Here is a 4,313-nt window from a genome sequence, read left to right on the forward strand (position 1 = left end):
TCTCCGCCGGTATTGTCGTAACTGCGCGCGCTGTCTTCCGCGCCTATCGTGAAAAATTAAAGTCCGCGCTCGACGCAGAACTCTTACGTGTGCTCGATGGATTGAAACGACTTGAGACTCTGGCAGTCGACAGCTTCGCCGCGCGCAGCGATCCGCGGACATTTGAAGCTCTTGTGGAGATGGCTGAGCGGCATTGGAAGGCCGTACTGGTGCGTCATTTTCTGCGCGCGCTGTCCAAAACGATCACCGATGGAACAGTCGAAGTCGCTGGCCACAGCCTCGATGACTGGATGACATGGGCCGCCGCCAAGACCGACGCGTTCGATCCGCTGGTTCAGGGCGCTGCGAACATTTTTGCGAAAGTTGTGAAATTCTAATGCGATTGACTCTCGCGCGTCATAGCGAGGGCGGTCGTTGCAAGCCGCGTACATCTTTCAACGGCGCACGGCCCTGCGAGGTCTGCCACTCGCCTGAAGGTCTAAAATCGCAAATTTCCGACTCGTGGAACTCGAATGATCGATCAACGACATTTCTTGTGAGTATTTTATCTTTCTCTTTAGGCAAGAAATGGGTTCCCTTCTTAATTTAACGTAGTTCAACTTTGTAAGTTATTGATATATAATATGATTTTGGTGCCCAGAAGAGGACTCGAACCTCCACGCCTTGTGAGCGCTGCTACCTGAAAGCAGTGCGTCTACCAATTCCGCCATCTGGGCCGATGTGCTTGCGGTGTCAGGTAAATTGAGTGGACGCGGAAGTCAATCGCGCAGCGTTCGCCTCAAGGCCAGCTCGCGGTCTTGCTGTGGGCGCGTCTCAACCACCTTCACACCGTCGCCGTGGACCGGTAGATGTCGCGTCATATCGAGAATGTCGCGAAGCGAAGGTCGAGGTATCGAATGGCGGACAATGGCAAACTGGCGACCGTCTTCGGCGGCTCCGGCTTCGTCGGGCGTTACATCGTCTGGTCGCTGGCAAAGCGCGGATACAGGGTACGCGCGGCCGTCCGGCGCCCAGATCTAGCGGGCCATCTACAACCGATGGGTGTCGTCGGTCAGATTCATGCCGTTCAAGCCAATCTGCGATTTGCAGATTCGGTCGTACGGGCGGTCGAAGGCGCCGATGTCGTCATCAATGCGGTTGGCATTCTTGCACCCACCGGGGCCCAATCGTTCGAAGCCGTGCATGCGGAGGGGGCGCGGCGCGTCGCCAAAGCGGCACGCGAAGCGGGTGCGGCCCGCCTCGTCCATATCTCGGCGATTGGCGCCGATAAGTCGTCGAACGCCCAATACGCCCGCACTAAGGCCGAGGGCGAAGAGGCGGTGCTGGCTGAATTTCCCTCGGCGATCATCCTACGACCATCGATCGTGTTCGGGGCGGAGGACCAGTTCTTCAACCGTTTTGCGGCGCTCGCACGCATCAGCCCCGCCCTGCCGCTGATTGGCGGGGGACGCACGAAGTTCCAGCCGGTGTTCGTCGGCGACCTCGGGCAGGCGGCGGCAAACGCCGCGATCGACACCGGCAACACCGGCAGCATTTACGAAATCGGCGGCCCGCAGGTGATCAGCTTCCGCGATGTGCTCGAATTGACGCTTCGCTACACCGGTCGCCGCCGGCTCTTGCTGCCGATGCCGTTCTGGCTGGCAAAGCTGCAGGCACTCGCGACCTGGCCGCTTCCCAACACATTGCGGCCGATCACCGTCGATCAGGTTCGCCTTCTGAAGGCCGACAATGTCGTCTCCGAAGCGGCCAAGCGTGACGGCCGGACGCTTGAAGCGCTGGGCATAGCGAAACCCGCCGCAATCGACGCGATCGTTCCCGAATACCTTGAGCGATTCAAGTCGAAGGGGCAGTTCGCGAGCTATCGCCTTTGAAAAGGCGAGAGCCGCCCAAACGCCGGGCGGCTCTGGATAAAAACAGGCGAAAACGCTGCCGCATCAGTTCAACGGCGCAATTGCCAGCTCGTCCTCGTGCGCGTGGCCGATGGCGGCCTGCAGCGTATCGGTCAGCGCGATGGGCGTACCGTCGGCTGCGTGCAGAGAGAAGAGCGGGATGCCCTTGGGCAAACCCTCGATCATCGGAAACATCTGCAACGCCTCGTCAGACGTTAGCGTCTTGATATAGGCGACCTCGCCGCCGCCAAGACGCGCAAGGTCGAGCTCGCTCATGGCGGGCGCGATGACATGATCAAATTTAGGCGATCTGGCGGTACTCTTGCTATTCATGACGCTCTTCCTCCTTCTGTCGAGGTCGGGCTCTCGTCGCTTACCCGGAGATTGCGGCCGTTCCGAGGGGCCTTTCCGGGATCGCTCGTGTGCTCCGATCCTCTGACGATTCGCTCGCGCGGTCTGTGACGCGAAAGACTCAGCTCAGGCCAGGCTTTTGATCCGGCTCGTTGCACCGATCTCGATTCTTCTAACGAGTCGATCGGGCTCAAGCCGTTGCAGATCAATCGCGAGCAACCCGTTCGTCAGGTCGGCGCTTTTGACTTCAATACCGTCGGCCAGCACAAAAGTTCGCGAGAATTGCCGCGAAGCTATGCCGCGATAGAGATAATCGCGCTCCTTGTCGTCCTGTTGCTTGCCGCGAACCGTCAGCTGCTTATCTTCGAGGGTGATGTCGAGCTGATCGCGCGTAAACCCGGCAACCGCCAGCGTAATGCGCAGAAGCTCGGATGCGTCTCCGTCTCGGGGAATTCGTTCAATGTTATAAGGCGGGTAGCCGTCACCGCCGCCTTTGGCGGCCCGGCCGATTAGCCTTTCGATCTCCTCGAAACCCAGCAAAAGTGGGTGCGAGAGTGCTGTCACACGTGTCATGCGAAGGTCCTCTTTGAAGCGACCATCTTGTCCGTTCGAGCGCCATCCTGGCCGCCCGGTCCGGCGCCGGCAGAGATGCCCGGCGCCTTTGTCTAGGATATGGGATGGAGCGCGGGCTCTTCAAGCGGTCGGTAGCGCTCAAGGCGCCGCAGCCCGCCGAGCCGGTATTGAAGCGGTGGATTTTGAGGCTGACCGCTTGATTTGCCTTAGTGCTGCCCGTCTACAGCGTCATCAGGCAGGCCACCCATCCACTTTCCCCGGTACCAGGCAGGACCAAATGAAATCGACGCCAGTGCTGACCGTGCTGTTGATCCTTTGCGCCGCATCGATACCCGGCAAAATGGCCATGTCGGCCGAGCCCGACAAGTCTGCCGCCGCGGCGGACGCCAATCTCACGCCTGACGAAAAGGCCGAAAAGGAGTCCCGCAAGGCTTGCAAGATCGACCTCTGCAGGGCGTTTCACGCGCATGAAACGGCCGGCCGCGACATTGCGTGCCACGTCGTCAAAAGCTGGCGTAAAGAGCAGCTGATCAAGCTCGTCGGCAAATTGAAGGTCAGCTGGCCCTACGACGGCGTCCGCTGCACGACCGACCTCAGCGTCAAGCGCGCCGACCTCGTCCGGGCCATGACCGAAAAGAAGGTCGAGATTGAATTCCAGAAAAACACCGTGGCATGCGTTATCGCCAGCGACAAAGACGGCTCGACTCATTTCAAGTTTGAACTGACGCCGAAAGTCGAATTCGAGAACGGCAAGGCGACGAGGGCGCATGCGCGGTGGGGCAAGATCGAGGCACCGGTCCTCATCAAGAGTGCACTTTGGACAGCAACCGCAGCCGATAACACGGTCAATCTGCTCTCGGGCACGATCGTCGAAGAGGTGAATGAATTCGTGTCGAAGAAGTGCGATGAGGTCAAAGATCAGTGGGCCGCCACGCCGTAGCCACCACATCAATGCGAAGGGCTTGAGTGTTATATTGTTATTAGGCGCGCTTATGGCGCGCTATTGTAAATACGATTGGCGCTTATTGAATATTCGACATACGAAGGAGACCGTAGTGAAGCATTTCACTATCACATTTGGAGGAAATCCATGAAGACGTGGTCTAAGCCCGAAGTTCGTGAGCAGGAAGTTGGTCTCGAAGTGACGAGCTATCTGCCGGCCGAAATCGATCTCATCTAATCGATGACCTCGACCTTATGGTCGAACTTCAAGCGGTGGCTGATCCCTCGGTCGCCGCTTTACTTTGCGAACATCACTGTCGTTACTTAGCGTCCGGAATCCTCGATCGCGGCGCGTTTTTCTTCAAGCTCCAGCCATTGCGTCTCGGCTTGCTCGAGTTGACGCTGCGCATCCGCCACCCGCGCACTTGCAACGTCGAAGGCTGTGCGGTCACGCTCATATAGTCCGTTATCAGCGAGCTTGACGGCAAGCGCCTCGATCTCGGCTTCGAGTTTGGCGATTTCCGCAGGCAGCGCCGAAAGCGCATGCTTTTCCTTGAA

At 58.7% G+C, this 4,313-nt stretch carries 6 protein-coding genes, 1 tRNA gene and 1 pseudogene; 4 read left to right on the forward strand and 4 right to left on the reverse strand.

The window, feature by feature from the left end; translation table 11 throughout:
* On the forward strand, positions 1 to 377 hold a 377-nt coding region (locus VN623_RS00150; protein ID WP_325566880.1), incomplete at its 5' end, for a hypothetical protein.
* Between the two features lie 253 nt (positions 378 to 630).
* Here VN623_RS00150 and VN623_RS00155 read toward each other — a convergent pair.
* Positions 631 to 716: transfer RNA gene (locus VN623_RS00155), tRNA-Leu, on the reverse strand.
* A 180-nt stretch (positions 717 to 896) separates the two neighbouring features.
* Here VN623_RS00155 and VN623_RS00160 point away from each other — a divergent pair.
* The gene (locus VN623_RS00160; RefSeq protein ID WP_325566881.1) at positions 897 to 1,871 is read left to right on the forward strand and encodes a complex I NDUFA9 subunit family protein; all 975 of its coding nucleotides are present in this window, start codon (positions 897 to 899) and stop codon (positions 1,869 to 1,871) included.
* A 63-nt stretch (positions 1,872 to 1,934) separates the two neighbouring features.
* Here VN623_RS00160 and VN623_RS00165 read toward each other — a convergent pair whose 3' ends face one another.
* The gene (locus VN623_RS00165; protein WP_325566882.1) at positions 1,935 to 2,222 is read right to left on the reverse strand and encodes a DUF1150 domain-containing protein; all 288 of its coding nucleotides are present in this window, start codon (positions 2,220 to 2,222) and stop codon (positions 1,935 to 1,937) included.
* Positions 2,223 to 2,366: 144 nt separating this feature from the next.
* Positions 2,367 to 2,813 (reverse strand): Hsp20 family protein, encoded by a 447-nt coding sequence (locus VN623_RS00170; RefSeq protein ID WP_325566884.1) that lies wholly within the window; start codon positions 2,811 to 2,813, stop codon positions 2,367 to 2,369.
* 277 nt (positions 2,814 to 3,090) lie between these two features.
* Between VN623_RS00170 and VN623_RS00175 the strand changes: the two genes are divergently transcribed.
* Together VN623_RS00175 and pqqA are read left to right on the forward strand one after the other, a co-directional pair.
* The gene (locus VN623_RS00175; RefSeq protein WP_325566886.1) at positions 3,091 to 3,753 is read left to right on the forward strand and encodes a hypothetical protein; all 663 of its coding nucleotides are present in this window, start codon (positions 3,091 to 3,093) and stop codon (positions 3,751 to 3,753) included.
* Between the two features lie 150 nt (positions 3,754 to 3,903).
* A complete protein-coding gene (gene pqqA, locus VN623_RS00180; RefSeq protein ID WP_045838205.1) occupies positions 3,904 to 3,993 on the forward strand; it encodes a pyrroloquinoline quinone precursor peptide PqqA in 90 nt (29 codons plus the stop codon).
* An 86-nt stretch (positions 3,994 to 4,079) separates the two neighbouring features.
* On the opposite strand, the pseudogene VN623_RS00185 reads toward pqqA, so the two are convergent.
* A pseudogene (locus VN623_RS00185) lies at positions 4,080 to 4,313 on the reverse strand (ABC transporter C-terminal domain-containing protein); the annotation flags it as partial.

The organism is Hyphomicrobium sp. (assembly GCF_035572195.1).
Taxonomy (GTDB): domain Bacteria; phylum Pseudomonadota; class Alphaproteobacteria; order Rhizobiales; family Hyphomicrobiaceae; genus Hyphomicrobium_B.